Origin of the sequence: Vibrio sp. 10N.222.49.A3, assembly GCF_041475145.1 — a bacterium.
GTDB classification, from domain to species: Bacteria; Pseudomonadota; Gammaproteobacteria; order Enterobacterales; family Vibrionaceae; genus Vibrio; species Vibrio tasmaniensis_A.
In genome coordinates, this window is the sequence record NZ_JBFRVM010000038.1 from 64,851 (window position 1) to 90,944 (window position 26,094).

Here is a 26,094-nt window from a genome sequence, read left to right on the forward strand (position 1 = left end):
TTGGTAATAAAAAGTCACAGATAATCTGTGACTTTTTTGTTTCTGGCGCATATCTATCAGGTTCAACGCAGGCATAAACTAACCCAACAACGAGTCTCTTAAACGACCTCAATGCCATCTAGGTGACTCTTACTTTGCTGTCTTGCCGTGCTAAAGAAAGCTTGTAGGTAACGTTTGTCTTTTTCTGAGTTTCTTACCGCTGCGAACAACCTTCTTGAAAGTCCTTTGCCCAATGGTTTACTGGCGATTAACCCTTGTCTTGAAAACTCACTGATTGCCCAATTAGGTAAGGCCGCAACACCTAAACCTGCCGATACCATTTGCACTAACATCAATGTGTTGTCTGCCTGTTTCCATTTCTTTGGTTCAACGCCTGCAGGTTGCAAAAAGTGTTTCACTACATCGAGACGCTGCTTTTGAACCGGATAAGAGAGCATCGTAATATCACTAAGATCTTGCGGTTCAATACTCGGCTTTTCGGCTAAAGGAGAGTTGATCGCGGTGATCAAACGCATCTCAAAATCGAAAAGCGGTTCGTAGTGAACTTCAGAACGGGGCTGTATATCAGAGGTGATCACCAAATCGAGTTCTCCAGCCATCAATGCCGGTAGAGGCTCGAACCCAAACCCTGACGAGAAATCTAAGGTCACGCTTGGCCAAGCAACTTGGTATTCCTTCAAAGCGGGCATTAGCCATTGGAAGCATGAGTGACACTCGATCGCCATGTGCAATCGGCCATTCACATCCTCTTTTAGGCTTGCGAGTTCGTTTTCAGCTTTGGCGATTTGTGGCTGTATCTCATCAGCCAGTTTTAACAAAATTTCGCCTTCCGAGGTAAATTTAACCGGCCTTGTTTTACGCAAAAAGAGCTGACCGCCAATACGGGCCTCAAGGTCTTTCAACTGGTGAGAAAGTGCCGACTGAGTCAGATGAAGAGAAGTTGCAGTCGCGGTTAGCGAGCCGCTGTCTCTCAAGGTGGTCAATGTTCGAAGGTGTTTAAGCTCTATCATGAGTATTCCTCATATTCCCTAAGCTAATTCAATATTTCTTAATAATCACCCTACGGTGTTTTCTTTCATTTGTAAACGTCTGGATGTCCAGATGGATTTAATAAATTAGCGGTTAGATTATTAAAGATGAAAATTATTAATAAACAAGATGAATATTTGAACCTTGTTCATCGTTCAGATTAGGGAGATAGTTTAGCCATCCAGACGCCTTTGTTGAAAATACAATCATTACAGGCAGTCTGACCGGAAATTAAAATTATCGAATAAGGAACAGACACATGACGACAACAACGCATATTCTTGGCTACCCACGTATCGGTGAAAAACGCGAACTCAAATTCACTCTCGAGAAGTACTGGCGCGGTGAGATCGATCAATCTGAGCTTAAGCAGATCGGCAGTGAATTAAGAAATCGTAACTGGAATGTACAAGCTGACGCGAATCTAAGCTTTGCAACTGCGGGTGACTTCGCATGGTATGACCATGTACTAACTACGACTCTACTTCTAGGTCACGTTCCCAAGCGCCATGCTGGTGGATCTGAAGATGAAAAATCCTTCCCAGATTTAGATACCTTGTTCCGTGTAGGTCGCGGTCAGTCTCAAGTTCAATCTACTTGCTGCGGTGGTTCGCATACGTCGAATGATGTCACTAAAGACAGTTCAGCTGCTTCTGACATGACCAAGTGGTTCAACACTAACTACCACTACATTGTTCCTGAGTTCAGCAAAGATGACTCTTTTGAAGTAAGTTGGCCTCAACTGTTTGATGAAGTGAATGAAGCGATTAAAGCAGGACACAAAGTTAAGCCTGTACTCCTTGGGCCACTCTCTTACTTATACCTAGGCAAAGAAGTGGAAGAAGGGTTTGACCGCTTATCTCTACTTCCTCGCCTTCTTACCGCGTATCAAGCCATTTTGGCAAAGCTCTCAAAGCTTGGCGTAGAGTGGGTCCAAATTGATGAGCCAATCCTGGCTTTGGAGCTTGATAATCAGTGGGTAGATTCATTCAAGCTGGCTTACCAAGTGATTCAAGGCGATGTAAAACTACTACTTACCACTTACTTTGATTCGGTCACAGATACATTAGATAAAATCGTAGATCTGCCTATCAACGGCTTACATATCGACTTAGTAGCAGCACCGCAGCAACTCGATGAAGTGGTTAATAAGTTACCGGAAGATTGGGTACTTTCTGCGGGTGCAATCAATGGACGCAATGTGTGGCGAGCTGACTTAGCCGCGCAGCTTGAGTTACTGCAACCTGTGAAAGACAAACTAGGAGATAAGCTTTGGATCGCAAGTTCATGTTCATTGCTGCATAGTCCTGTTGATTTGGAGTTAGAAGAAACGCTTAGCGAAGAAGTGAAGAGTTGGTTTGCCTTCGCAAAACAGAAAGTCACCGAGGTGAGCTTGTTGGGTGCGGCGTTAGACGGCGATCAAAATGCCATTTTGGCGTGTGAGACTTACAGCCAACCAATTGTTGCCCGTAAGAACGCGACTCATGTGAACAAGCCACAAGTTCAGGCTCGTATCAATACCATTACCAAAGCACTGGCAGAACGCAGTGCTCCATACGCAGAGCGCGCAGCGCATCAGTCTGAAGTTCTCGGCTTACCGCTGTTACCAACCACAACCATTGGTTCGTTCCCACAGACAGGAGAGATTCGTCTTCAGCGTAGTGCTTACCGAACTGGCAAACTGAATGAAGCGGAATACACAACCGCATTGAAAGGTCATATTGCTGATGCGGTTAAGCGCCAAGAAGCCTTAGATTTGGATGTGCTTGTGCATGGCGAGGCGGAACGCAATGACATGGTGGAGTACTTTGCAGAAAACCTAGCAGGCTTCCAAACCACTAAGTTTGGTTGGGTACAAAGTTATGGCTCTCGTTGCGTGAAACCGGCGATTGTGGTTGCGGATATCGAGCGTGAAAAACCAATGACGGTCGAGTGGTCGACTTATGCTCAATCTCTAACTTCAAAGCAGATGAAAGGCATGCTCACAGGGCCAGTGACTATCTTATGTTGGACATTCCCTCGTGAAGACATCTCACGCAAAGAGATCACTAACCAACTGGCGTTTGCTCTACGTGATGAAGTGTCTGATTTACAAGACGCAGGTATTAACATTATCCAAATCGATGAGCCTGCTATTCGCGAAGGTTTGCCTTTGAAAAAACGCGACCATGCAGAGTACTTAGAATGGGCAGTGGATGCCTTTAAGATCTCAGCGGCGAGTGCTAAACCAGAAACTCAGATTCATACCCATATGTGTTATAGCGAGTTCAACGAGATCATTGATTCAGTGGCCGCGCTAGATGCCGATGTGATTACCATTGAGACTTCTCGCTCGAACATGGAATTGCTGAAAGCGTTTGAAGAGTTTAACTATCCGAATGCGATTGGACCTGGCGTTTATGATATTCACTCGCCAAACATCCCTTCAGAAGAGTGGATTGTAGATTTACTTAAGAAAGCGGCAGAAAAAATACCTGCAGAACGTTTGTGGGCAAACCCTGATTGCGGATTAAAGACTCGTAACTGGGCAGAGACAGAAGCGGCACTTACTAACTTAGTTTCGGCGACGAAGACACTGCGTAAAGAGTGGGGATCCGCTGAGGCATAATTTAGTCTAAGATTTGATTGACCCTCTACTCCACGATGAACCACAAAAAAGGCCTCGCATTTGCGAGGCCTTCTGGTTTTATGCTTGTTCGAATATCGAATCTAGCTGCTGCTCTGGCAAGTCTCTTTGCTGATCAGCTTTTCAACCATCAGTTGTCCGCGTGTATTGCGAATTTTGATGTTGTAAGCTAAGCCCATGTCGAGGTTAGCTCTTACTTCAGAGTTGGTGCAGTAGCTATTCACACTCATATCTACAACTTGGTTTAAAGGCTTAGCACCTTTTGCATCTTGGTTGTAGATCATCATGATTTCGACGACAGTATTTTTTGCTAGCACACGCATGATAGAGAGTGGACCATACTCAATAGGTAGGCCGGCAGATAAAACGCCCGCACGATGGTGAGCCATCATCTCTAACTGTCTTTGTTTGTCTTGTTCACTTGATGAGCTACAGCCTGCGAGTAGGGCAATAGCCAGTGACCCAATAATCCATTTTTTCACGTTAAAATACTTTCTTGAATGGTTTAACAATTACATTCTGGTAGACACCAGCAGCGATGTACGGGTCTGCATCAGCCCATGCTTGTGCGTCTTCCAAAGAGTTGAATTCAGCAATAACAGTAGAACCAGTGAAGCCTGCTTCGCCAGGGTTATCGGAGTCAATTGCTGGCATTGGACCTGCTGTTAACAGTCGGCCTTCATCGTGAAGTGTTTGTAGGCGTTCTAGATGTTGTGGGCGAACACTTAGGCGTTTTTCTAATGAGTTTTCGACGTCTTGAGAAAAAATCACGTACCACATGTTGAGATATCCTTATGTTACTTCACTGAATTAGAGCGATTAAATTAGTTATCTGGCTAATTTACGCGAACTAATCGGTATTGGAAGAGTTAATGACAAGAAATTGTGAATTGGTGCGAGAGAGTTGTATGGTCTTTAGTAATTTCATTTGCTGAAACTAAAGACCATTTGCGTTAATGGCTTAATGAAAAACGTTATTTGTTGATTGAGCGAGGTTTACCGCTTTCGTCCACGGCAACGTAGTTGAATGTCGCGCCACATACCTTGTAACGATCGCCAATACCGTGATCAAGTACAGGCTTAACCCAGACTTCTAGGTCGATATTCATCGAGCTACGGCCAATCTTGGTGCAGTCGCCATAAACACAGACCACATCGCCAACCGACACTGGCTGTTTGAATTCGATGCTTGATACTGACACGGTGACTATCTTGCCGTTAGAGATCTCTTTCGCCAGTATCCCGCCAGCAAGGTCGAGCTGAGACATTATCCAACCACCGAAAATCTGGCCTGCTGCATTGGTATCAGAAGGCATCGCCAAAGTGCGAAGAAGTAAAGAACCAATCGGGTTCAAAGTTGATTGAATAGTCATTGTTGTACTCTTAATGGTATTGATTGTTTTAAATTTAAATAGATGTGTTTGCGGGGTTCGCGGTGGTCGTATTTTTAACGTATTCACCGAACACAAACAATCAGTGGCCAATGATCACGAGTATCATTGGCCACTGTTAAATCGCATATTGATAATAATTGTATCAAAAAGGGGGTGAGGACTCATCCCTAAGGGTTATTTCTCCTCGGTATTTTTACCTGAGAGCTCTTGTTGCGTATCGTTTTGTGTTTCTTGGTCTCTTTGCTGATGCTTATCTTTTGGCAAATGTTGGTCTTTTGGTAAATGTTTATAGATATAAACGCCCGTTAGTAAGGTAAATGCAAAAGTAGCGATCAGTAAGCCAAACACTTTGAAGTTGACCCACACATCCAATGGCAGGTTGAAAGCAACGTAAACATTGAGGATCGCACACAATGTGAAGAACAGAGTCCAAGCCCAGTTGATCTTGCCCCATACTGCTTCAGGAAGAGAGATCTCTTTACCCAACATGCCTTTAATCGCTGATTTGCCCATTAGGTGACTGACTGTAAGGCCGATAGCAAATAGCGCATAAACGATGGTCACTTTCCATTTTATGAAGTTGTCATCATGCAAAAAGATGGTCATGCCACCAAATACGGCAACCATTAGAAAGGTGATGATCTGCATTTTTTCTACTTTCTTGTAGATGATGTACGTCAAAATGATTTGTACTGCGGAAGCAACAATCAATGCACCTGTAGCCGTGTAGATGTCGTACATCTTGTAAAGCGCAAAGAAAATAATGAGAGGAATGAAATCAAGAATTTGCTTCATGTGGCACTGACTATCCAGTTAGTTGAGTTGCAGACAGTCTAACCAAAACTGTCTCGATGCTAAATAGCTCGAGACAATTGGATGCCAATTAATTACATCTAACCGTTTTGGCGAGTTTAACCCCAATAAAGGATTGAAGCGCCCAATCGAGATTAAGAACGTTATTGCATTGATGTGGTTTGGTAGCGAGGTACTAGCTTCTTGATATCTTCAAGGTAACCTTCGCTCTTTAAACTGTCTAAGGTATTCTCGAGCTCTTGTTCACTCATGGTAAAACACGTCGATTTGCCGGTCGTTAAGTCGAGATACTCGTGATATTCACGCTCTGTGAAGTGGCCAATTCTGTCCATTAATAGAGTTTTAATTCCATGGTGAATCAAGCCGTAATACGTGTGTCTTTGTAAGGTCATAGCCTATCCTCCGTGGCAAGCTGCAATGTTATTGGTGCAACCTGCTGTATATTGGTTGGGTTATCTATGACAAAGCAATTCGAATGCCATTTTATCCATTGGGATAGAATTTCTGACGTAAAAAGTTGAATTAATTTTCTTTTCAACTAGTTAAAGAAACGTCCGTTCTAAACTCTAAACACCAATACGTAGCTACCGGGAAATAGTTTCATTTTGAGAACGGTAAAATTCTCATTATGACGATCTATTAAAGCTACAGTGGGGGCTTTCCAAAGATGATTGCCGCTAATCGACGAGCCAATCAACCAGCGTAGATAAGGATGTATTTTGTCGATTCTTGGGTTGCAGTAAGAAGTAACCATTTCCAGAGAAGACACTGCCTTCACTCACTTTCACCAATCTACCCAAATCAATATCTTGCTTGGCCAGCGTGATGTCGCCTATGGCAATACCAAACCCTTGAATGGCTGCGTTCATCGCTTGATCGAGCGTCGCGAATTGTTGGTTGTTCTTGCTTGAAAGGTCGTGGCTGCCTATGTGTTCCAACCAAAGCCGCCAATCACTCTGCTCATTGTTGGCGTGCAACCAAGTGTATTGGGCGAGCTGATGTGGCTTGATGATAGTAGAAGCGCTACTTACAAGATGGCTTTGCGTAATGCTTTGAGCTTGGCAGACCGGAGCCAGTTGCTCGTTGAACAATAACTGGCTCACTATCGATTGTTGGCTTGGCTTCTTACCATAGGTGATTACGGCGTCAAACGGGTCAAAGCTTGGTTCAAAAACGTGCTTGATGGTCGACGTGAGTTCGACATCAATTTCAGGATAGGCTTGCTGAAAAGACATCAACTTTGGTAGCAGCCAAGAGGTAATACAACTTGGTGCGTTGAGCTTGATCTTCGATGGAGAGCTGGCAACTTGATTTAACGCCGATTGCAGTTGTTGGATGGTATCTTGAATCAGCGGAACCAGTTCTTCTCCCTTAGGTGTTAATGACAACCCGCGAGCATGTCGGTAGAAAAGATCGCACCCGAGACTTTCTTCAAACGACAATACCTGACGACTCACTGCACCTTGCGTAACATTCAGCTCATGTGCCGCTCGCGTAAAATTGAGGTGCCTTGCCGTCGACAAGAACGCGAGCAAGGTTTTAGTTGAAGGAAGTGTGCGATTCATATCTTTACCTATGATTTTTTATCATGGCTATTATGTGATTATTTCGATTCATTTATCAATAGTGTTCTGTTTGAATGTAAATACTTAATCATCATTTGTGATTCAATATGTGTATAGGTCACATTTATTGAATATGAAGGCAATGATGAAGACATTGTGATTTTGTGAAAGGGATAGCTTCTTGACATCTTTTATTGATAGCTTAGTACCTCAGGCTGTAAAAAAATTAATACCTTATCAATCGGCAAGAAGAATTGGTGGTGATGGACGTGTTTGGTTAAACGCCAATGAATTGGAAAGCTCGCTGTTTCAAGGAGAAGCAAGTCACAACCGATACCCAGACTTCTTACCACAAGATATTGCTAAGGCTTACCAAGATTACTGTGGCACTGATGCCGCGACGGTTGCTGTCCGTGGTGCAGATGAAGCGATTGATTTGCTGATTAGAACATTCTGTAAGCCGGCGAGCGACAACATACTTATCTGTTCTCCAACCTATGCGATGTATGAGTTTTGCGCCGATGCATTGGCGATTAATACTTTAGACTCTCCATTGCAGGAAGACTTCAGCCTTAACGTCGCTGATATAGTGAATAAAGCGGAATTGGCTAATATCGTGTTTCTTTGCTCACCAAACAACCCTACGGGCAATGTGATCCCTAAATTGGATTTGATTCAGGTACTGGAAGGCACGATTGGCAAGTCGCTAGTGGTAGTCGATGAAGCGTATATCGAATTTGAACCACAAACGTCAGCTGTGAGCCTTATTGCGCGTTATCCGCATTTGGTTGTGATTCGCACCTTGTCTAAGGCGTTTGGATTGGCTGCGGTTCGATGTGGCTTTATCTTAGCGAGTCAAAATGTGATGCAGTATGTCGCGAAACTGATTCCCCCTTATCCAATGCCAGATTGCTCATCTCAAATAGTGCTAGACGCATTGTCTGATGAACGAATTGCGTTGATGGAAAGCGCGACGTTAAAGTTGGTTGAATTGCGTAATCGGTTTGCTTGTGAGCTAACGCGGTTTGAATTTATAGAACAGGTTTACCCTTCATCGACTAATTTCGTTTTGCTACGTCAAAAACCGGGGCACCATGTGTTTAGCGTATTGGCGAAGGATGGCATTGTGACAAGAAACCAAAACCACGAACCTGCTTTGCGTAACTGTGTACGAATCAGTATTGGTAGCCAAGAGAGCATGCTAGAAGTGATAACGTCACTAACACGCTACCAAACCGAATTAGAAAAGAATCAACAAGGCAAACAATCTCAGCATAAAGAAACTCAATCTCAACTCGATAAAGATCATATCTAGGATGGCAATGATGAAAAAGATAATACTAGGACTCGCTTGTGCGGCCGCTTTACTTGGTACAACGGTACAGGCGAAAGAAATCCGTTTGGCGTCAGACTTTACGTATCCGCCATTCAACTATAAAAACAGTGACGGTGTGCCTGTCGGATTTGATATTGAGATAGCTGACGCTTTGTGTGAGCAAGCTAAATTAGACTGTACTTGGGTTTCACAAAGTTGGGACTCGCTAATTCCAAGCTTATTGGCAAGAAAGTCAGATGTGATTATGGCTTCGATGCGTATTACTGAAGAGCGTAAGCGCAAGATTTTGTTTACTGATAAGTACTACCAAACTCCAGCCGTGTTTGTTGCAGCTAAAAGCGTGGAGTTCAGCGTAGATGAGGCAGGCTTAACAGGAAAAAACATCGGTGTTCAGCAAGGTACGATTCACGATCGTTACGTAACCGACAAGTTTGGCGATGTGGCAAACATTAAGCGTTATACCGGCCAAGATGAAGTCTATCTGGATATGCAGAATGGGCGTCTAGATTTAACGTTTGGTAACTCTGATCAACTTTCATTGGCTTTCTTAGATAAGAAAGAAGGTGAGGGCTTTGAATTCAAGGGTAAAGCGGTAACAGACAAAGCCTACATTGGCGAAGGTACGGCTTTAGCACTAAGAAAGCAGGATTCAAAACTGGTGAAACAATTCAATGCCGCGATTGAAGAGATTAGAGCAAATGGCACCTATGATAAGATCGCAGCGAAGTACTTCACATTTGATATCTATGGCGCTGATTTGTAATTCGCCTAGCATCTGAAAGTAGAACACCAAAAACATCCGAAGGCTGTGAGGCTCTCGGATTTTTATTGGCTCCAAAAGACCATTGTTTAAGTGTTTAAGTGTTTAAGTGTTTAAGTGTGTAGTTGGGAAGGGGAGAAGAGACGTACAAAAAAAGCCACTCGACTGAGTGGCTTAGTGCAAGGAAAGTAGGCAGTGCCTTGCGAACAATCGTAACTAATGATCTGATTAGTATATTTTATTCCAATCAGCAATCGTCACATCGCTATTGTCGTAATTGATAGCTTCTGCTGTAACCTTAGATATCTCATTTAATAATTGAATATCTTCTGCGTCCGTCACGGTTACTGGAGCAACAATGACCGAGTTATTTGATTTTACCTGTAGTGAGTAAGAGTTATTCGTTAGAACACCGTTGGTTTCCACTACCGATAGCCCGTTTAAGCTTAGGGGATGAGCTAGGGAATATTCAGCAATTAAATTCGCGGTTTGTAACTCTTCAGCACTGAACTTCACACCTTTAAAACCATCGTAATAGTAACGGCCATGGATCAGGGAATCTTCGAATTTGAATGCATCAACGAATAGAGATGTAGCCTTGTTAGGGGCCTTTGGCTCATAGTTTACTTGAACAAAGTATTCGGTTTCGGTTGAATCTTCACTTACGAAACCAGGAATTAATTTGCCTCCAGATTCGACAGCACTTGAAGCGACTGACACTGTACCGTAGCCAGACTCGGCGCGGCTCTCAACTTTAAACTTCTCGTTGTCACTATTGCAGTCCTGACATGCCACGTTGATAAACTTTGAATACGCTTGCGTAGGGTCTGAGGAGTTTTTATTAACTTGAGTACGTCTAAACAGACCTGTTCCAGGAGTGTCATCGCTTGATGTTTGATAGAAAGTAAAAGACTCAAATTGCTCTTCGGGCTCGTCACTGAAGTTATAACTGTTTTCAAGAATGAAGACGAGTTCACCGCCAGTGTTACCTACGTTTGAGCTGTAAGCAATGATCTCTTGGGGAATTGAGGATTCAAATTCTGATTTTGCGGTGCTCTGATTTAACTTGGGTGCCCAATCATTTGGATCTTGGCATTCGCCTTTGGATGCGAAATAGATAATAGAGACGGGGAGCGTAGTGATACCATTTTTTGTGCCGTATTGATCGACAACATAATCAATACCCGGCCAATTCTTCGCTTCTACGTTTTCTGCAATACAGAAATCCATCACCTCTTTATCGACACCTTGTGTCTTAGGGTTTTTCTTCAAGTAGTCAACGACAAAGCCGACTTCTTGAGATGCGTCGATCAACTCCTGTCTAGTTTCCAACGGAAGCTCCGTGTTCTGCGAACCCGTAGTCAAAGATGTTAGCAATCCAGTTGGGGAGGTTTTTAATTGCTTAACATTTGTTGCGTCCATATAAAGCGCAGCAGAGTCAAAAAATGACGCTTTAAGCTTAGTTGTAATCATTTCATCAATGCTACTACGCATGTTCTCACCGACTTCATGAGCACCATTGTAGTGGGCGTTAACGATAGACGAAGAGAATAGGCTTATACAAATGGTTGAAGCTAAAACGGTTTTTTTCATAATACTAATCCTTCAATATCTATTGTTTAACTTGACTGAATTTGGTCGGTGTAGAGATAGATAGGCTCGTCTTTCCGACAGGCAAGTTCATAATCGTATTAACGCCTTCTGAGCTCAGTTTTTTTGATTGCAAATCTACCTTGTTCAGTTTTTGGTTTAGAGTAGATTTAGTCGCGGTAACTTGCTGGGTTTTAGGCTTTGAAGTGGTGGTTGATTTTTTTGAACTATCTCCCCCGCAGCCGATCAAAGCTATAGGTAATATAATTGCACTGATATGTAGAAATTTAATCATTGTTATGGGACCTCATATAACATCGGGGAGACCAACCTAGTAGCTGATTGGGTTATTAAGCTTTGTATCAACTGCTTACAATTCATTTTATAAGTCATACTGCCAAAACGGAGCAACCGATTGCGTTAAACAGAAGTTCCATATTGTTCAGTGCAAATTGGTGAGTCGAGACTGTGAATAAGATATAAGGTGCACTAATTAATAAAACTCTAGGTTATTCATGTTCCGCGCTTTTAATCTACTTTCTCTAATTATCCTGGCTTCTTCCGTATCTTTTTACGTTAAGGCTAGTGGTTCGATTACCATCGGAGTTCAAACCTCAGGATTTTCTCCGTACGTTGTTGTCCAAGAGGGGGAGGTTTCGGGATTATTGCCTGAATTGACCGGTTTCTATGCAGAGCGTGAGTTGAATGGCTTGGAGTTTGTCGGTTTTCATTCTCCGTCGGATCTAAATAACGTACTTAAAACTGAACAAGTTGATGCCATTATTACGGCTGAACAAAATGTTTCTAGTAGCGGTGTTATTTACTCTAAACCTATCTTATCTAGTCGAATGGTTAGCCTAAGTAGTGAGCCTATTGAAAGCCACTTATTAATGAAGGGACGAAACCTGGCTTATTTTGAAGACTCGAGTAACGCGTCTTCTGTGAAATCGCTTCTCCCATTTTCTTCTTTTAAGTCATATTCATCCTATCAAACCGCGATTGCTGCTGTAGCTCGAGAGAACGCGTTAGCCATTGTTGATGATGGAGTGTTACTGCACAACAAGTTAATGAATAGCCCCTATGAGTTATTTTTGTCGGTCAACTTACATGATGGTTTACCCTTAAATAATTATGTTATTGCCTTACTGGATACGCCTGAAAATAGGAAGTTGCTGGGTATTATCAATAACGCTATAAACCAAGATAACTCAAGCAAGCTTGTTAATATTCGCAAAAAGTGGTTGAACGAAATACAAAGGCGTCTTCTGTTAGTCGTTAGTAAAAACAAGCTGCTATTAACTGAAAAAGAACAGCAGTTCCTTCTTCTTAATCCGAACATATATGTATCATCGACGGCAGACTCTAAGCCTATATCTTTCATGAATAGTGAAGGTAAGCCTGATGGTATTTCGATTGATATATTGAGTGAAATATCCCGACTTACGGGGTTAAACTTTATTTACGACAACGACCTCGATTTACAGGGCAACCAAGCTCATCCAGTTTCTCTTCCAGTAATTCATACTAAGGCGACACCTTCTACTGGTGACGATGAGCATCACCTCTATTCTAAGCCTTTCATGGTTGAGCCGTGGGCACTGGTTGGTAAAAGTGATACGAGTAAATTGGCGGTATTCGGTGAGTTAACGAAGAGCTCCGTTATTGGAACTATAAACGACAGTGTCGGAATAGAGCTTGTGAAACGCTATTGTGAGGCTTGCCCAATTAAGACCTATAGCTCTGAGTTGCTTTTGCTCGATGCCGTGGATACAGGAGAGGTAGACTCAGCGATGCTTTCGCTCTATTTAGCGTCTCCTCTATTACAGGGCCAGTATTCAGGGTACTTACGCGTAACAAGCCTGCTATCTAAAGACAACGATATTCCAGTCGCCTACAGTGTTGAAGCCGACCAAGAAGTGCTGAACAATATTATTAACAAAGCGCTGTTCGCCATACCTCATCACAAGTATCAGCAGATCAAGAAGCATTGGTTGGATGTGTCTTATGAATCAGGCGTGGATACGGCAGATGTTATCTTGGGTGCTGCCATTTTAATCTCTGTAGCATCGGTGCTCATTATGCTTGTAATGGCATGGAGTTGGAAACTAAGACGTGAAGTTGAAGATCGAAAGCGAACTGAATCCGCTCTCAAACATCAAGTGGAGTTCGAGCGTTCATTGTTGGACGCAATGCCGTTTCCTATTGTTGTGCGTAACTTGGATAACCAGATAATCAGTCTGAACAGTGCCGCGCAGCAGCTTACTGGTTTTGAGTTAATCGAAGGAACTATCGTTAATAACTCCGATGAAGACACAATGATCCATCACGGGGTTGTTTTGCCTCGCTTAGAAAAAGAAGTCGTTTCGCCGCAAGGCAGTAAACACTACGCGTATTGGAAGTGCCCTTATATCTCCAACGGGAATATCGAAGGCTCAGTGACCATTCTTGATGATCTTACTGAGCTTTACGAAGCGAAAAAAATTGCAAAAAGTGCCGATGACCGAGTACAGAAACTGGCGAACAATTTGCATGGCGCGGTTATACAGCATATTCAGCCCAAACGAAGTCTTCACGATATTGAATTCGTCTTTATTAGTAATGGGGTAGAGGAGCTTTTAGGGCTTACTCCTGCTCAATTGCGCCGCTCTCCAATTAGTTTTTTCGCACCGCTTAATGCTCAGGATCGTCGAACCTTAATTAAGAAGGTACGTAGTGGAAATAAAGAGGGAAAACTAAGCCTCGATATTGGAGTGAATATTGATAACCAAAACCGCTGGCTCAATTTGCAGAGTAAGATTTCTGATCTTGGTGATTATTATGAATGGGACTCTGTTCTTACTGATATCACTGAGCTAAAACAACAGCAAGAAGAGCTAACACAAGCAAGACAAAGTGCTATCGCCGCAACTGAGGCCAAGTCTCGATTTTTGGCAAACATGAGTCATGAAATCCGCACTCCATTGGGAGGCATTGTTAGCTTGTTGGAATTGTCAGAGCAATATGAAGTTGGTTATGAAGTTCAAAAAATCCATACAACGCTGAGTCAATCGGCGAATAACCTACTGCATATTGTTAACGATATACTCGATTTCTCGAAAATTGAAGCCGGTAAGCTGACCCTAGATTATCAGCCAGCAAGTCTAGATACATTGACCCTTAGAGTGACTCAGTTGCAGGCGAGGCAAGCTCACGCTAAAGGGTTACAGTTCAAATTTTGGTTAGACCCTGAGTTGAATGATTCAGTCTTAATGGATGATATTCGTATTGGACAGGTTTTAAATAACTTGTTGAGCAATGCCATTAAATTTACAGAATATGGAACCGTTGGTTTAGCGGCAAAGTTACTCGACCTGGATGGTGAACAGCAACAAATTTGTTTCGAGGTGTTTGACAGTGGCATCGGTATCAGTGAAGAACACATTCGAAACCTATTCCAACCTTTTGTTCAAGCCGATGAAGGAACCACGAGGAAATATGGTGGTTCAGGCCTTGGTTTGACTATCTCGAAGCAACTTATTGAACAAATGGGTGGCAGTCTTAGCGTAACGAGTAAGATCAACATTGGTTCAACGTTCTCTATTACGCTGCCGCTTAAAACGCTCGCTGAAAATAACAGGGCGGACATGAATGGCAAGGTGGCGCTACTTACCAAAACGTTCATGCAGCAATCTGAATTAGAGAACTATCTAACATCTTGGGGTATTAAGGTTATCTCAAAGAATGTTCAGGTGACTAAAGAGCTCGCACACTGGGTCGATACCATTGAGCCTGATTTTGTGTTTATTCCTCATGAGCTAGATCAGAGCATTGATACGTTCGCCGAAAGCGTGCAGTTTATTTGTGTCAGTGAACAAGGAATGCTTTCGCCTGCGCCATGCAAATTGGGCTGGAATCTGTCAGCAAACCCATTGTTGCCTTCGCAGTTGATGCACTGTTTGCACAACTGTCCTGCGTTTGTGGAAGATGTTGTCCAAGATGATAATAATCTGAAATTGAGTACTGAGTCGCGCGAGTCTGCCAAACAGAATCAAAGACTTATCTTAATAGCGGAAGATCACCCAATCAATCAACAGATAATTCTTCAACAAATTGAGCAATTAGGTTTCCATGCCGACATGGTAGATAACGGCAAGGAAGCACTTGTTGCCTTAGATAATGAAGATTATGGGCTGCTAATTACTGATTGCCACATGCCAGAGATGGATGGGTATGAGTTAACAAGGCAGATCCGAGTAAAAGAGCAGAGCCAAAACCAACCTCGTCTTCCGATCATTGCGTTAACCGCAAACGCTGTGCAAGGTGAAAATGATAAGTGCTTTGAGATTGGTATGGATGACTTCTTATCAAAACCAACCAAATTAAGGGTGATTGGCGACACCATAATCAAACATCTTGATAAGGTGCAATCTGTTGTCGATAAGCCTTGTATTAGTTCCTCGGAGCCTAAAAGTGAGCCGAGCTCTGCTCCGATTGATCTCGCCAACTTAACTGAATTGTTTGGTGACCAAGAGCTCGTCATGCAGATCATCACTGACTTTATCAAGAGCCATCAAGCTGACATGCCTTTGCTTCAAGCTGCGTGTGAACAGCGAGATCTCGAAGCCATTAAACAGGTAGCTCATAAGATGAAGGGAGCTGCAAAAATGGTAGGCACAGAGGACATTGCCAATCAATTGCAAACAATGGAATTGGTCTCCTTAAGTGACTTAGATGGTATTCAAGCACATTACGATAACCTCGAACAGCTGACGAACCAATTGAAGACTTATTGTTCAGAATCAATCAAACCATTTAAGGAGCTACCATGAACCAGCATGTTGTAGTGATAGAAGATCACCCTTTTCAATTGAATGTAATGGGGATGGTTTTAAAAAGTTTGGGTATGGAAAATGTCCAACCTTTTGAATGTGGATATAAGGCTCTAGAGTTTATTGAAGCCTCTTCTGTCGATTTGATCTTATGTGATCTGAATATGCCGATGATCGATGGTATCGAACTCCTAAAACGCCTTGCTGAGGCCGATTTTCAAGGCAATATCATCATCACAAGTGCGGAAAGCAAAACAGTGCTCGATGCCGCAAGGAAGATGTGTAAAGCGTTTAACCTGAATTTGCTTGGTGTTCTTGAGAAGCCAATAGCAAAAGAGTCGCTGTCAAAGTTAATTAACCTTAACTCTACAAAAGAAGCGGCTGCTTCTAATTCTAATAGCGACATCGTTATTACGGATGAAGACATAGCAAAAGCGGTAAGCAACCAAGAGTTTATGTTCTATTACCAACCGATAGTGTGTATCCATAGTGGTGAATGGCGAGAAAGTGAATCGCTAATTCGATGGCAGCACCCTCGTTATGGCGTACTCAGCCCTTTTTTCTTTTTGTCTCGGTTACTTGAGTCAGGAAAAATGGGAGAGGTGATGAAGTATTTAATCAATCAAGCGATCAATGAGAAGTCATTTCTCGGAGAGCGGAGATTTGCAATAAACCTGACAGCTAAAGATATTATTGACGGTGATATTGTTGATTATATCTTCGCTTTGATCGACCAAGGTGAACTTGAGACAGAGCAGATAAAATTGGAATTAACAGAATCTGATTTAGTTGAAAGTGTCGCTCTTGCTTTAGCGTCCACCACGAGGATATGCATGCGCGGTATTCCCCTGGCGATTGACGACTTTGGAACAGGTTACTCTTCACTCAAGCAATTAGATGACCTGCCATTTTCAGCACTGAAACTGGATATCGACTTTGTGAAAAACATTCAAAGCAGTCGTTCAAGCCATGCCATTGTTCGCGCTACTCTCTACTTGGCTCACTTATTAGAACTGAGTACAGTTGCTGAAGGGGTTGAGGATCATTCTCTTTGGATGGACATTCGTGAAATCAGTAATGTCGACACATTGGTTCAGGGCTATTTTATCGCTCGTCCAATGCCTGCTCGTAAACTATTAGAGTGGAAAGAAGACTGGGACAGCAAAATTAAAGAGCTGAACTTAATTAAAGAAATTAAATAAGCGGGCTTTGAACATAACGGTAAATTTGTTTAGTGAATGTGTTCGCTATTAAATATGAACAAACGTTACCATCAGCCACAACCAGCGCTAATGAAAAAACCTTATGCTATTGTCTCGCTATATCAACATTAAAGTACAGTTTATTGTACTGCTCTCAATAATATCTCTTAGCCTAGCTGCCATTATCTCAATAAATGTCTTTATTCATAATGATAATAGTCAGCGCCTAAAGCAGTTAGAGTCAAGTTACTACCCTGCACTTGAGCATGCGACGAAAATATATTCTCTTTTACCTAACGTGAAGCAACAGTTCGAAGCTGCTGTCGTGATGGAAGATGAGCAAGCTCTCGATTTTGCACGTCAAATTTCTTCTGAACTGCAAGTTGAAGCGAGTCGTGGTGCCGATGTTTTACCTTCACAAGCGACAGCTTTTAATAAACTGTCACAACAACTAGCAAGGTACACGGATTCTGCGTACGCGCTGAGCGAAGATTTTATTAATCTCAATGACTCTTTCGAGAGCCTGACCTCCAGAGCGAACCAACTTAGCACTGAATATGATTCATTAGTTGCGTTAAGCGAGACGTTACGTGCATCCGCGAGTCAGAAGGTCGTAGACACTATCTTGCACTCTGAAAAAGCCGCAAACGACGCTGCGAATCAATCTATTTGGTTAGGTGTGTTCTTTTTGATCTCTGTGATTTCGGTTGGTTACGCAATATTCAAATCGGTTATTAGCTCAATATTGCTTGTGACAGAAAAGATGAAGGCGATTGCGACTGGGGATGGTGACTTAACGGTACGCATCGACTACGCAGGAAAAGATGAGATATCAACGCTTGTTGAGAGTTTCAATCAATTCATTGAAAAGCTACAAGGCATTATCGCGAGTACGTTAAGCATTGGACACGAGCTTGAGGTTGTCAGCGACAAGATTCGTAGCGAGTCGAATCAAACCTTGGCTCTAAATAGCACTCAACGTGATCACATCGAAGAGGTTACCGAGGCGGTCAATAACATCATCGACCTCATAGAACAAGTTGTTAACTTTGCATCGCATGCAGATTCTCAAGCTCAAAAAGCCAATTCTAGTGCTCAAACAGGAACACAAGTGGTTCTTAAAACGAGTAAAGAAATTGAAGAGCTTGCGACAAACATCCGTGATACGGCCTGTAAGTTGAAAGAACTCGATCAGAATGCAAGCAATGTTGGCTCAATACTAAACACAATACAAAGTGTCGCTGAGCAAACGAATTTGTTAGCACTAAATGCTGCAATTGAAGCTGCGCGAGCGGGTGAACATGGCCGAGGCTTTGCTGTTGTTTCCGATGAAGTGCGCGTGTTAGCGAACAATACTCAACAATCCGCAACAGAAATTAATGCCTTGTTGGTCGACCTTAAGTCCGGCTCGAACGCTGCTGTTGGCGCTATGGACCAAGGCTTAGCGAGCTCGTCACAGGCGGTTGGAGACGCGCAAAACGCGGGTGACTATCTATTAGAAATTAGTGGCCAGGTAGAAGAAATTACCGAGCTCAACAAACAAATTGCAAGTACTACAGAGCATCAAGCTCGTGCTTCAAAACAAATCCACACCCATATGGATGATTTTAGACAGTGCTCTCATCAAGTGTCTCAGTCGACAGATCAACTCGAAGCTCTAAGTCACCAACTGAGTGGCATCGTTACAGAGCTGAGTAAATCAACATCACAATTTAAAGTATAACGGAGAACAACAATGACTAACTCCTCTTTTCGCTTATTGCCGTTAGCGGTAGCACTTGCGACTTCATTCGCTGCACACGCTACAGATGAGCAAAAATTGGCTGAGCTTGAAAACAAGGTCGCTATTCTTGAAGCAAAAGAACTAAATTCAGTCGCTGATAAGTTTAACTTCAACGGTTTTGCGTCTTTGAACATGCAACTTGGTAACCATAGCCATGGTTTCATGAAGTCAGAAAACAAAGTACGCTTTGAAGAAGGTTCTCTAATTGGTTTGCAGGGTGAGTTTGAAGTTAACGACTCTACTTCAGCTGTAGTGCAAATGGTTGCTCGAGGCACTAAGAAAGAAAACTGGACACCGGATGTTGAGTGGGCATTTCTAAGCCATAAAGTAACACCAAACCTGACACTTCGTGGCGGTAAGCTGCGTCTTCCTCTTTTCATGTACTCTGACTACCTAGAGGTGGGTTACGCTCAAACAAGCGTTCGCGTACCTAGCGAAGTATACGGCCCAGTCGTTCTTACATCACTGACTGGTGGGGATTTCATTTACGATGTTGAGTTGGAAGATAGCACAGCATCATTCCAAGGTTTTGTAGGAGCACAAAAGCTTTCAGCTTCTAAGCATACCTATAGTGCCGATACTCAGTTCGATGATATCGTTGGTGGGGTGATCAACTGGACCGACGACACTTGGACATTACGTGCGGTTTACGCTCAAGCAACAGTTAGCTCAAGCACTAATTGGATCTTAGATAATGACCCACTAAACCCGGGGAATTCGTATGAAATGCAGAATACTAAATTCAATGATGAAAAAGCGAAATTTTACGGTATTGGTGGTCGATACGACAACGGTAACCTAGCGCTTGTTTCAGAAGTGACTCGCACAACAGTAGAAGGTTTTTACCAAGATGTAGATGCAGCTTACCTGACAGTATCTTACCGTGTGAACGAATTCACACCTTACGTGACTGCTGCGCATATGGAGACAACAGACGATGCTGAGCGCAATGGCCAAGTGAAAAGTACAGGTATGAAAGCGCTATTAGGCACCGGAAGCCCGAATGATTACAAGTCAGCAAAATACGTTGCAAGTGGCTTAAATGTTCAACGCACAACTTACAGCATCGGTACTCGTTGGGACTTTATGCCTAATATCGCGCTGAAAGGTGATGTTAGCTACCTAACCAACTTCGGTTCAACTAATGGTGGTGTTAACCCACTATACAAGAACGAAGACAACATCTTGTACACGGTTAAAGTCGACGCTGTATTTTAAGGAAGAGAATTATGTTTAAAAAAGCATTGGTAGCCGCTGCTCTTCTTAGCAGCATGAACGCTTTCGCTGGTTTGGTTGTTGTTGGTAATCCATCAATGAGTGAGCTGGACGCTTCAACAGTTAAAAAACTGTATCTAGGTAAAGCAAAGTCTCTACAGATTGAAGCGGTAGACTTGGAAGACGGTCACCCACTTAAGGGTACTTTTCACCAAGCAATTACAAAGAAGACAGAAGCACAGCTTCAAGCTTACTGGGCAAAGCGAGTATTTACGGGTAAAGGTCAACCACCTAAAGCTGTAGGTCAAGAAAGCTTAGCGAAAGACATGGTCGCTAGCTCTTCAAACAAAATTGCTTATATCGATGACTCTTTAGTTGATAGTTCAGTTAAGGTTCTTCTAAAGCTTTAATCTTGAGCTTTAAAATAAAAGCTTGAGCTGCAAAGTAAAGGCTTTTCGTGTGGCGCTCTAATAGGGCGCCACTCTTACATTGGCTTACATACTGCTCGAACTCTCTTACTTACCGCTTACACTCGCTTGTTAATTCCCTATCTTATTGTTTTATAAGGCAATCTTACTGGTTGTTTTTTGTTCTATTTTCTAAAAAATCCAAATTTTTTATATTTTTATGCATTTAGTTTGTTTGATATAAAAGTGGGCATGTTGAGATTATCTGCTTGGGTTATAGAATGCGCGGGTAATATAAACAAATAGGTGAGGATACAATCTGATGCTAAATGACAAAAGAACGAAAATCTTGAGCTCAGCAGAAAAGCTATTTATTTCTCAGCCTTATAGTAAAGTTTCAATTCGGTCTATTGCTAAGTCTGCGGGTGTAAGCCCCGCGTTAATTCTTTATTACTTTAATAACAAAGAGCAATTGTTTGATCAGCTCATCGAAGAGCATACAAGTCGTTTTCAAGATCAGTTCTCAAAGTATCAGAGAGTGGATGGAATACAACTACAACACTTACTTTCTGAACTTATCGAGTTTTGGGAAGCTTCGCCTAACATCTTTTTACTATTCACTTTTGGCGGAAGTTCATACAATTACGAAAATGTTCAACGCCTTAAAGAGTCTAAGTTTGGTTACACCTACAATAAGACTCTTGAAAATCTTCTTTATTTAGTTGATGGCTGTAACGAGTCAAACTTTCATTATTACCAGATGCTGGTTACGTCGTTAGTGTCTCAACCATATCTAGCAAACAAGCAACAAAAATATAACAATGACAACTCTACGTTTAACCTTATGCAATACCAAGAGGTTATAGCTAGCTTATTTAAAGAAGAGACTCGCTTTGCTTATTAAATAACTGCTTATTAAATGAATTATTCGTAAGTTACATTTTGGATTTTTAAGTCTTAACTCCTAATTCCTCAAAAACTGACACGAAAAAACGCCGCTCATTTGAGCGGCGTTTTTATTTATGAGAAATACAGAAACTAATACTAGGGCGTGTTGACCTTTCGTGGTTAAATTTTGTTCGATATAAAAGCGTTTTAATCGCGGCGAGGGATATGTAGCCTAGTCATTCTAAGCAAATCTCCCTCAACAAAGAGTAAAACGCTTTTAGTCGAACCCTCCGGGCAGCGTTTACTGGTTATTTCTACTACGTTATCGGCTTCTCATGTAGGCTAGCTACACATCAAAGCCTCTGTCTTGTATAAATATCCAGTAACTCGCTGCAAAAATCAGCTCGAAAGATCAACACGCCCTAGCTAGTTTGAGCCTTGAGTGTCTGGAACCCAAAATAAATACGCATGAACGTGGTTAGCCAACAAGCTGCACCAAAGGTGTAAGCGATAACCGCAAAGTGTTGAGGCCAAATACAGAACGCGATGAAACAAGCGATGGTTTCAGTGCCTTCGGTTAGCCCTGACATGTAGTACAGAGACTTATGCTTATAGACTGGGTTTTCGATGCCTCGTTTGCCTGCCATCACGGCAAACGCCAAAAAGCTGCTGCCAGTACCGATAAAAGAGAAGATCAAAAACGCACCGGCAATGGCGTTGTGTTCTGGGTTCGCAATAACAAAGCCAAAAGGAATTAACGAATAGAAAAGGAAATCGAGGCTGATGTCGAGAAAACCGCCAGCGTCACTAATGCCTTGGATTCGAGCCAAAGCCCCATCAAGCCCATCACATACTCGGTTGAACACAATGAAGCCTAGCGCCCATTCGTAATGTTGAAATGCCAACGCCGGAAACGCTAAACACCCGACCAGAAAGCCAAATAAGGTGGTTTGATTTGCCGTGATACCGAATTGACTCAGTAACTTAGCTGATTGGTTTAATGGCCACTTAATGACCTTGATGGAGTACTTATCCAGCATGATGACTCCTCCATGGCCAAGACAGCACTTGCGCCCCTTGAGGTACGTCAGCTTCGTCGTGCGTGACCATTAATGTTGGGATATTTGCTTTTGTCAGCTGTTCGAAGACCCAATCGCGAAATTGTGCTCTTAACTCTTGGTCTAACTTACTAAACGGTTCGTCGAGTAGGGCGAGCTTCGGCTTCGCCAATAACATACGAGTTAAGCTGATTCTTGCACGTTGACCGCCAGATATTTGATCCGGGAAAGACTCTGCCAAGTGAGTTAGCTCTATGTCTTTTAGTGCAGCCATCGCTTGCTGTTGACGAGCGGAGCCCTTAATTGAATTAGGCAGAGAGAACGCCAAGTTTTCCCATACCTTGAGGTGAGGGAACAACAAGTCATCTTGAAAAAGAATACCGACTTCACGCTGATGTGATGGAAGGTCATCCAGCTGAATGTCGTTCAAAATAACGGTGCCAGAATACGAAAACTCATCATTTAAGTGCCCAGCTACGGCGTCCAACAAGGTCGACTTTCCGCAGCCACTCGGCCCCATCAAAGCCAATACTTGGCCTGATTCTAATGTTACGTTTAGCGCTGAGAACAGCGAATCTCCATCGGTTTTACGGATGGCGAGGTCGTTGAGATGCAGACTCATTCGTTAGAAAACCTTTAAAAGTAAGACGGCGATATCTGAGTTGAAGTCGGCTGACTAATATCGCTAAAGAGAAAAAGAACAGAGGCAATAGGGCCTGCCAAATGGCATAGATAGCTGTCACTCTGCGGTCGAAACCACTGGTAAGGGCAACGGCTTCTGTGGTGATTGTGCTAATACGGCCCGCGCCGAGCATCAAGGTGGGTAAGTACTGAGCCAAACTTACGCTGATCCCGACCGCCCAAGCAAAGGCAATAGCGGGTAACAAGATAGGCAGCTTGATGGAGTACCAGCTTTGAAATGGCGATTTACCCAAGCTCAACGAGGCTTTTATCAGGCCGTCATTGAAGCTTTTCCAAGGGCCATCCAAAGACAGATACACAAACGGGAAAGCAAAGAAAACATGCGCCCAAATTACCCAAAATTCATAGGCGCTGCTGCCGATATAAAGCGTGGTCACTTGCATGCCGAACAATACCGAGAGTTGAGGTATCAACATGGGAATCGCGATAATAAAGCCCGGAACTTGCCACTTGTATTTGATTCGGTACTCATGAGCTACCAGCGCGAGTAATAAAGCAACGGAAGCGGCAATAAGGCCAATCCACAAGCTTTGCCCGACGGTGCTCATGATGCCATCCCACTCAAACTCCCAGAAACGCATGCTGTAGCGACTTGGAAGTAAATCAGGGAAACGCCAACGTTGGGCAACACTCCAAATCCCCATTAGTGGAATGAACAGCAGTGACAATGCAGCAAGCACTGCGAAGGCCGTTTTTCCTGGAAGGTTAATACCTGTTCTTCCTGAATATTGCCAAGTTCTAAAGTACTTGAGAATTGCCCATTCGATTAGACGCGCTAGGGCGATGATCAACGAAGCCAAACCGAATAAAACGATGGCGCCAGCGGCAGCTCGTGGCAATAGATTAAGGTCTGGGTCGTTAAACCATTGCCATACCAAAACGGCAAAGGTCGGCGGATTGGTTGGGCCAATGATCAGAGCGATGTCGACAACCGATACGCTGTAAGCAAGCACCGCCAACATAGGGAAGCGAAGCTTGGTAAACCATTGTGGGAAAATACACTTCCACCAGATCTGAGCACGGCTATAACCCAGAGAGGCACTGACCTTAGTGATGCGTTCAACATCGATTTGTTGAAGTATCGAAATGCTCATCAGCAATAAGAAGGGCACTTCTTTGAGTGCGAGCATAATGATTAGGCCAAACGCGTAAGGATCTTTTATCAGCAAAGCCAATTCAGAGCTTGTAGCCGATTCACCAAGTAAGTGATGCACGGCTCTTGCGCCAAGCCCTGTTGGGCTAAACAGAAAAGCAAAGCCGATAGCGAAAGCCACATGCGGAATGGCAAGCATTGGCGATAGCGTTAGCTCAATCTTTCTCCAAAACTTGTTTCCCCAAGAAGCCTGAAGAATACAAAAGGTCAGGAAGCAGGCAATGTAGCTGCTGGCGACCGCTGAACCGAGGCTCAAACCAATAGAGTGCCAAGCCCCTTCCCATTGAAAGACTTGGTTAAAACCGTTGAGTGTTGGTTCCTCTAAACCTAGGGGCGGGATGAAACTCAGTGACGAGGCTACTACTCCCGCTACCCCAGGAATCGTAGGGACAATGCACACAGCTATAACAACAAAATATAGAGCGCGTAGCATGAATTTTAGTTACCGTATCGCTTAAGCCACTCTTTCTCGAGCGCGTTTTGCCAGCTAGGGTGTGGTTCATCAATCGATTTAAATTGCTGGGTATTTTTAGCGCTACCGGTCAGGTATTTGCTGCTCAACACTGAAGGATCGCCCCAAACATTGAGGTCGCCTTTGCGTGATTGTGCTTCTGGGCTCAACAAGAAGTTGATGGTTACCTGAGCGCCAGCACTTGCATTAGCATTCCAAGGAATCGCAAGGAAGTGAATGTTAGACAGAGCACCGCTTTCTAGAGCATAGGCCTTGGTAGTTTCAGCTAGGCGGCCACTTGATTGTGCTGAATAGACAGAATTTGGGTTAAAGGTAATCGCTAAATCGAGCTGACCATCATCCAGAAGTTGGATACTTTCCGATGTGCCCGCTGGGAATTGTTTACCACCGCGCCATGCCACTTTATGGAATTTATCTAAGTAAGCCCAAAGTGGTGCAGTAACTTCTTGGAAGTTGTCTTCCGAAACAGGTTGAGCCAGTGCAGGGTTGTTGCCTGTTAGCTCAATCAGTAGAGACTTGATGAAGCTGGTGCCATGAAATTCAGGTGGGCGAGGGTAGCTTAAGCGGTTAGGGAAAGCTTGAGCGTAGCTCAACATCTCTGAAAACGATTGTGGCGGATTGTTTAGTGTCTCTTGGTCGTGGATGAACACAAGTTGTCCGACGCCCCAAGGTGCTTCTAAGCCTTCGGTTGGCTCCGAGAAATCGACATCAATTGGTAAAGATTTATCAACGTACTGCCAGTTTGGAAGTGATTCTGTGAATGGTCCAAATAACAGCGCATTGTCTTTCATCGAGCGAAAGTTCTCACCATTAATCCAAACGATATCGACACTGCCTTCGCTGTTCTTGCCTGCGGCTTTTTCTGCAAGTAGTCGAGTAGTCGTTTCAGCAATGTCGGTTACTTTTACATGCTTTAAGGTCACACCGTAGTCACTTTGTAACTCCTTGCCTGCCCATTGTAGGTAACGATTAATTTCTTGGCTTCCGCCCCAAGCGTGAAAGTAGACAGTTTGTCCCTCTGCCTGCTGTTCTATTTGGTTCCAGCTATTGGTTGATGTTGCTTCATCAGCGTAAATGGCTGCGCTGTATGCAACGGTTGCCATGATTCCTAACGTACTTACTATCTTGTTCATAAACTTTTCCATTTGGTAGTGAACGGGCAAGAGCATTGTATTTTCAAACTCCCTAGGGCGTGTTGACCTTTCGAGGTTAAATTTTGTTCGAGATAAAAGCGTTTTAATCGCGGCGAGGGGGAAGTAGCCTAGTCACTCTAAGCAAATCTCCCTCAACAAA

The 26,094-nt window shown here is 43.2% G+C and carries 22 protein-coding genes; 9 read left to right on the forward strand and 13 right to left on the reverse strand.

Annotated features, from left to right (window positions below; genetic code table 11):
- Window positions 1-98: 98 nt before the first annotated feature.
- Entirely contained in the window at window positions 99-1,010 is a 912-nt protein-coding gene (locus AB4589_RS08170; protein WP_086049155.1) for a LysR substrate-binding domain-containing protein, read from the reverse strand.
- A 278-nt stretch (window positions 1,011-1,288) separates the two neighbouring features.
- Between AB4589_RS08170 and metE the strand changes: the two genes are divergently transcribed.
- A complete protein-coding gene (gene metE, locus AB4589_RS08175; protein WP_372100086.1) occupies window positions 1,289-3,637 on the forward strand; it encodes a 5-methyltetrahydropteroyltriglutamate--homocysteine S-methyltransferase in 2,349 nt (782 codons plus the stop codon).
- 101 nt (window positions 3,638-3,738) lie between these two features.
- On the opposite strand, the gene AB4589_RS08180 is transcribed toward metE, so the two are convergent.
- The 6 genes from AB4589_RS08180 to AB4589_RS08205 all read right to left on the reverse strand — a co-directional run bounded on the left by AB4589_RS08180 (window position 3,739) and on the right by AB4589_RS08205 (window position 7,427).
- Window positions 3,739-4,137 carry a GspS/AspS pilotin family protein gene (locus AB4589_RS08180; RefSeq protein WP_029223165.1) on the reverse strand — a complete coding sequence of 133 codons (399 nt, stop codon included), beginning with the start codon at window positions 4,135-4,137 and terminating at the stop codon, window positions 3,739-3,741.
- A 1-nt stretch (window position 4,138) separates the two neighbouring features.
- Window positions 4,139-4,435, reverse strand: a complete 297-nt coding sequence (locus AB4589_RS08185) for a YciI family protein (RefSeq protein WP_012603655.1) — start codon at window positions 4,433-4,435, stop codon at window positions 4,139-4,141.
- 194 nt (window positions 4,436-4,629) lie between these two features.
- Window positions 4,630-5,028, reverse strand: coding sequence for an acyl-CoA thioester hydrolase YciA (yciA, locus tag AB4589_RS08190; RefSeq protein ID WP_009846426.1), 399 nt, complete (start codon window positions 5,026-5,028; stop codon window positions 4,630-4,632).
- 195 nt (window positions 5,029-5,223) lie between these two features.
- Window positions 5,224-5,844, reverse strand: coding sequence for a septation protein A (locus AB4589_RS08195; protein ID WP_009846427.1), 621 nt, complete (start codon window positions 5,842-5,844; stop codon window positions 5,224-5,226).
- Between the two features lie 161 nt (window positions 5,845-6,005).
- Window positions 6,006-6,254, reverse strand: coding sequence for a hypothetical protein (locus AB4589_RS08200; RefSeq protein ID WP_372100089.1), 249 nt, complete (start codon window positions 6,252-6,254; stop codon window positions 6,006-6,008).
- A 285-nt stretch (window positions 6,255-6,539) separates the two neighbouring features.
- A complete protein-coding gene (locus AB4589_RS08205) occupies window positions 6,540-7,427 on the reverse strand; it encodes a LysR substrate-binding domain-containing protein (RefSeq protein WP_372100091.1) in 888 nt (295 codons plus the stop codon).
- Between the two features lie 181 nt (window positions 7,428-7,608).
- Between AB4589_RS08205 and hisC the strand changes: the two genes are divergently transcribed.
- Together hisC and AB4589_RS08215 are read left to right on the forward strand one after the other, a co-directional pair.
- Window positions 7,609-8,742 carry a histidinol-phosphate transaminase gene (hisC, locus tag AB4589_RS08210; protein ID WP_017104259.1) on the forward strand — a complete coding sequence of 378 codons (1,134 nt, stop codon included), beginning with the start codon at window positions 7,609-7,611 and terminating at the stop codon, window positions 8,740-8,742.
- Window positions 8,743-8,752: 10 nt separating this feature from the next.
- Window positions 8,753-9,526 carry an ABC transporter substrate-binding protein gene (locus AB4589_RS08215; RefSeq protein ID WP_372100093.1) on the forward strand — a complete coding sequence of 258 codons (774 nt, stop codon included), beginning with the start codon at window positions 8,753-8,755 and terminating at the stop codon, window positions 9,524-9,526.
- A gap of 225 nt (window positions 9,527-9,751) precedes the next feature.
- Here the strand turns inward: AB4589_RS08215 and AB4589_RS08220 are convergent, their stop codons facing one another.
- Both AB4589_RS08220 and AB4589_RS08225 read right to left on the reverse strand, forming a co-directional pair.
- Window positions 9,752-11,116: a hypothetical protein gene (locus tag AB4589_RS08220; protein ID WP_372100095.1), complete on the reverse strand. Its 1,365-nt coding sequence runs from the start codon at window positions 11,114-11,116 to the stop codon at window positions 9,752-9,754.
- A gap of 19 nt (window positions 11,117-11,135) precedes the next feature.
- A complete protein-coding gene (locus AB4589_RS08225; RefSeq protein ID WP_009846433.1) occupies window positions 11,136-11,408 on the reverse strand; it encodes a hypothetical protein in 273 nt (90 codons plus the stop codon).
- Between the two features lie 370 nt (window positions 11,409-11,778).
- On the opposite strand from AB4589_RS08225, the gene AB4589_RS08230 reads away from it, so the two are divergent.
- From AB4589_RS08230 to AB4589_RS08255, 6 genes are all read left to right on the forward strand, one after another.
- The gene (locus tag AB4589_RS08230; RefSeq protein WP_372100097.1) at window positions 11,779-15,921 is read left to right on the forward strand and encodes an ATP-binding protein; all 4,143 of its coding nucleotides are present in this window, start codon (window positions 11,779-11,781) and stop codon (window positions 15,919-15,921) included.
- Window positions 15,918-17,123, forward strand: coding sequence for an EAL domain-containing protein (locus tag AB4589_RS08235; RefSeq protein WP_012603664.1), 1,206 nt, complete (start codon window positions 15,918-15,920; stop codon window positions 17,121-17,123). Before AB4589_RS08230 ends, AB4589_RS08235 begins: the two co-directional genes overlap by 4 nt.
- A gap of 103 nt (window positions 17,124-17,226) precedes the next feature.
- Window positions 17,227-18,846, forward strand: coding sequence for a methyl-accepting chemotaxis protein (locus tag AB4589_RS08240; protein WP_009846436.1), 1,620 nt, complete (start codon window positions 17,227-17,229; stop codon window positions 18,844-18,846).
- Between the two features lie 12 nt (window positions 18,847-18,858).
- Complete coding sequence (locus AB4589_RS08245) at window positions 18,859-20,124, forward strand: hypothetical protein (RefSeq protein ID WP_372100099.1); 1,266 nt, start codon at window positions 18,859-18,861, stop codon at window positions 20,122-20,124.
- A gap of 11 nt (window positions 20,125-20,135) precedes the next feature.
- Entirely contained in the window at window positions 20,136-20,531 is a 396-nt protein-coding gene (locus AB4589_RS08250) for a phosphate ABC transporter substrate-binding protein (protein WP_017104256.1), read from the forward strand.
- 319 nt (window positions 20,532-20,850) lie between these two features.
- Complete coding sequence (locus AB4589_RS08255; RefSeq protein ID WP_017104255.1) at window positions 20,851-21,432, forward strand: TetR/AcrR family transcriptional regulator; 582 nt, start codon at window positions 20,851-20,853, stop codon at window positions 21,430-21,432.
- Between the two features lie 406 nt (window positions 21,433-21,838).
- Here AB4589_RS08255 and AB4589_RS08260 read toward each other — a convergent pair whose 3' ends face one another.
- Genes AB4589_RS08260 through AB4589_RS08275 form a run of 4 tightly spaced genes read right to left on the reverse strand, consistent with a single transcriptional unit; the run spans window position 21,839 to window position 25,934 of the window.
- The gene (locus AB4589_RS08260; protein WP_371710357.1) at window positions 21,839-22,456 is read right to left on the reverse strand and encodes a CDP-alcohol phosphatidyltransferase family protein; all 618 of its coding nucleotides are present in this window, start codon (window positions 22,454-22,456) and stop codon (window positions 21,839-21,841) included.
- On the reverse strand, window positions 22,446-23,096 hold the full coding sequence (locus tag AB4589_RS08265) for an ATP-binding cassette domain-containing protein (protein WP_371710358.1): 651 nt from the start codon (window positions 23,094-23,096) through the stop codon (window positions 22,446-22,448). The genes AB4589_RS08260 and AB4589_RS08265 overlap by 11 nt, the downstream gene beginning before the upstream one ends.
- Window positions 23,062-24,762, reverse strand: a complete 1,701-nt coding sequence (locus AB4589_RS08270; RefSeq protein ID WP_371710359.1) for an ABC transporter permease — start codon at window positions 24,760-24,762, stop codon at window positions 23,062-23,064. The genes AB4589_RS08265 and AB4589_RS08270 overlap by 35 nt, the downstream gene beginning before the upstream one ends.
- A gap of 5 nt (window positions 24,763-24,767) precedes the next feature.
- Window positions 24,768-25,934, reverse strand: a complete 1,167-nt coding sequence (locus AB4589_RS08275) for an ABC transporter substrate-binding protein (protein WP_372100102.1) — start codon at window positions 25,932-25,934, stop codon at window positions 24,768-24,770.
- Window positions 25,935-26,094 lie beyond the last annotated feature (160 nt).